This window comes from Halochromatium sp., assembly GCF_054919635.1.
Genome location: NZ_JBUDPI010000342.1, coordinates 1 through 4,001, shown reverse-complemented (window position 1 = coordinate 4,001; position 4,001 = coordinate 1). Strand labels below are relative to the sequence as shown.

General features: G+C 66.0%; 1 protein-coding gene. It reads right to left on the bottom strand.

What is annotated here, in order from left to right; all coding sequences use genetic code 11:
• Nucleotides 1–88: 88 nt before the first annotated feature.
• A partial coding sequence (locus ACY693_RS16250) for an alpha-2-macroglobulin family protein (protein WP_462322856.1) occupies nucleotides 89–4,001 on the bottom strand: 3,913 nt, incomplete at its 5' end.

The window sequence follows — 4,001 nt, the reverse complement described above, 5'->3', positions numbered from 1 at the left end:
TCGACACCCCCGAGCGACGCCACCCGACCACGGCGCCCTCTCTCGGTGTTTGCTTGCGTTTTGGGTCGGTCTAGACAGCTTACTGTGATCATTCTGGAGCACTGATGGCCATGAACCCGGAGGCCGTGCGAGCCCTCAGGCTGGGCTGGTACATGGCTTCAACCTGGGCAGCCGGATGGGCGAAGCGACCCGGGGAGATGGCGCGAACGACGTAGGCGAGCTGAAAGCTCCTAGGATCACGGCGCTCGCGCTCGACAGCGGCGGCGAAGCGATCGCTGCCGAAGGCGATATGAGCCGGCTCGGTGACCAGGTTTAGCCAAGGCAGACCTTCGATGGAGCCGGAGCGCAGCAGATGGGGGTTGTCGATCTCGAGGCCAGCAGGTAAGGGATCGTTGATCAGCAGGCGTGCCGCGCGCTGTTGGTCAGCACGAACCGTGATCAGGACGACAAGTCGAGCGCCTTGGGTGATCTGCGTCGGGTCAACGCGACGGCCTTCGAGATCGTAGTAGCTGCGCTCGATGCTGTAGCCATGACCGCCGGCCGGCGCTGGTACCGCAGGTATACCCGTGCGGGTGAGCATTGCGGTGAGCGGGCGATCGCCGGCATTGGCGATCTTGAGCGCGCTTGCCGATCCGGATGCGGGCGCTGATCCGGAGGTTGGCGCTGATCCGGGCTCGCGGCTGGATGCGGCCTCGTGGGCGGCGCTCGAGATGCGAGTACCGATGAGCTGGGGGGCCAGGTCGCCGAGTTGACCGCGGCGGAAGAAGGCGCCGTCGTGTGGCCGACCATTGATACTAAGGCGTGGCTTGGCGGCACCGTCCATCAATGCGTGCGCCGCAAGTAGCATCCAGGCCTGATCTTGGGTGCTGGGATAGTCCGTCGCCGCCCAGACCTCTTCGAGCCGGTTGCCGAGCGCGCTGATATCGATCGCGTTACCGCCTGCCTCGGCGGCCAGGGCGAGCAGGGCAGCGCCGTCGCGCAGATGCGAGCCGAAGTCGGCACGCCAGCCAGTCGCGGCTGTCTGCTGCTCCCAGAGCGTTTGCGCGGAGCGCAAGGCGGTTGCGGCGCGCTGAGTCTCGCCAAAGAGGGCGAGCGCGGCGCCAAGCTGGGCGCGCGCCATCGGGGTGGCGAAGGCGTCGAGCTTGGTCTCCAAGTAGTAGCGCAGATCGCCGACCGGGACGCGGCTATTGCGGGCCAGCACGTAGAGGGCGTAGGCGATGCCCTCGCCGCCCTTGTCGAAGTCGGCCGCATAGCTAAGCTGATTGCGCAGGTTGTCGAGGGCGTTGCCGAAGGCATTTGCCTGAACCTGATAACCCTGCTCGCGGGCGCGGGTCAGAAAATCGGTCACATAGGCATCGAGCCAAAGGTCGCCCAGACCCGGCTGCCAGAGCCCAAATCCCCCGGTCGAATGCTGATGGGCGAGGATCTCGGCGATGGCTTTGCGAATACGCGCAGTGACGTCGTCCTCAGCGTCGTCAGCAGCGGTGGGAGCATGGGCAGTAGCGCTGGTGCGCTCATCCATCGCCGCCGCCTTGGTGCCCACCGCTAGACCTGCGTTCAGCGTGACCGCGTCCAAATACAGCAGCGGCAGGGCTCGACTGGTCAGCTGCTCGACGCAGCCGAACGGATAGCGGTCCAGCGCCCAAAGCAGACCGGGTACATCGAGCGCACCAGCACCACTAATTGACAGCGACCAATAGGCGCTGCTCGGCAGCAGACCGCTGTCGTTGGACGCGAGTGTCTGCAGCCGCAGGGGTGGCGCGCCCGGCTCAAGTGGGATGGCCTGAGTGCGGGCGACCTCGGGCTCGAGATTGCGCACACCGAGTATCAGCTGCTTGGTCAGCTCGTCTCCCGTCGGCGTGACGAGCCGAACCAGAAGCTCATTGTTGCTCGGGACCAGGCTCCCGCCCAAGGCCTGGACCGAGAAGGCTAATTGGGCACGACCCTGCTCGGATAGATCGAGCAGCATGGGCGTGCCATCGTTCTCGATCCGCAGACCCTTGCCATTGCTGGTCAATGAGACCTCGATAGGTCCAGCTGGACCCTCGACGTGAGCAAGCTCGAGCAGGATGCGCGAGCGATCGCCGGGAGCCAGGAAGCGCGGCATCGCAGCGGTCACGACGATTGGATCACGTACGAGGACGTCGGCCAGCGCCTGGCCGACCCCAGTCGCCGACCAGGCCATCGCCATGACCCGAACTTGACCGTTAAAGTCGGGCAGATCGAAGCTCACCTGAGCGCGCCCCTGGCCATCCAAGCGAAGGGGCTCGGTCTGGAAGGCGACGAGCGCCTCGGTCGGCGGTGGGCCTTCGAAAGACATCAGCTGACCGGCGCCGCTGCCGGTGCGCAGCCGGCCGGGCTCGCCCTGCATACGATCGATGAGCTGACCATAGAGGTCGCGCAGCTCGGCACCTAGCCGACGCTGGCCGAAGTACCAGTCGGCCGGCGACCAGGCCTTGAAGCGGGTTAGATTCAGAATACCCAGATCGACTGCCGCCAAAGTCACGAAGGCCTCTTCGCTAGGCGCCAGATCATCGATCTGGACACCGATGCTCAGTGGCTCGCGTGGGCGGGCCAGCTCAGGTGTCTCAAGCGCTAGGCTCAACTGGCGCCGTTCTGGGTCAACGCCAGCCCAGTGCAGACCGATCGCCCGTCGCGGCATGCGTCGCGCCTTCAGGTCCATGCCACGGTAGAGGATCGCGGTGACATAGGCCCCCGGCCCCCAATCAGCGGTCACCGGCACTGCAACGCTAGCGCCCGTCTCAGGCACCTCGGCCGGATGCATGCTAACCAGACCATCCCCGCCGATCACCATCACCAACGCCAGACCGGGGAAGCGCGGCTCGAGGCGCACCTGCGCCTGCTCACCGACCCGATATTCAGCCTTGTCGAGCGAGACCTTGAGCACATCGGGGGTATCGAAGGCCTTGGGCGCGACGTACCAGCCGGCCTCGAAGCCAATGCTCGCCGGCACCAAGCGGCTTCCATGAACGAGCAGGCTGCCGTCTCCGGACTCGACTCTTAGCTCATAGGCGCCCCAATCGACCGGCGCCTCGAGCTGCGCCGGAGCGCTTGGATCAGCACCCACATCCAGATCACCGCTCGCGACACGGGTGCGGCTGACGACCGGCTCGAAGCGCCAATCGCCATCGGTGCGATACCATTGATAGGAGGTTCGTACCCGGGACAGGGTCCAGCGCAGCCCTGCGGCCGGCATCGGCTTACCGTCCGCGCCGATCACCATCGCCGCGAAACGCGCGTTGCCACCTTGGTCGACCGCGCCCTCGAACAGCGGCTTGATACCGATGCGCGGGCGCTGATCGAGGATCGGCAGACTCAGGTTGCGCTCGACCGGACGCCCACCGCCATCGAACACCTGCACATCGATCAGCGCCTGCAATGGCCTCGTGCTTGCCACCAGTGTCGGCAGCTCGACGCTGAGGAGGGCCTGGCCATCGGCATTGGTCTCAGCCCCGGGAAGCGGCTCGCTGCGGTCCTGGACCGATTCGCTAGCGAGACCAAACTGCCAGCCCGGCCAGTCAGCCAGCCCCTCGGCAAGCGTCACTCGCGTCATGCCCGAGACCTCGAGATTCGCGGCCGGCGCACCATAGAGGAAACGTGCATCGATGCTCAGGCTTGGCGGGGCCGACGGATCAATCCTGGATGCCGAGGGCTCGACGCTGAAGTCAAGGCGCTCGGGCTCGAAGTCTTCGACCAGGAAATGGGTCCGCGCCAGCGCCTCGGCCTTCGGATCGGCATAAACCTGAGCCTGCCAGGTGCCGCGCATCGCATCCTTGAGTAAAGGGGCCCGCAGCTGATAGCTGCCCAGCCCCTGGTCCGGCACCAGCTCGCGCTGCTGCTCGACCCCATCCGGACGTTTGAGCACGAAGGTCAGTGGCACCCCAGTCACCGCATGGGCGCGCGGATCGCGGGTCAAGGCGGTTAGGGTCAGCGTCTCGCCAGGGCGATAGATGCCGCGCTCGCTGACCAGATAGGTATCG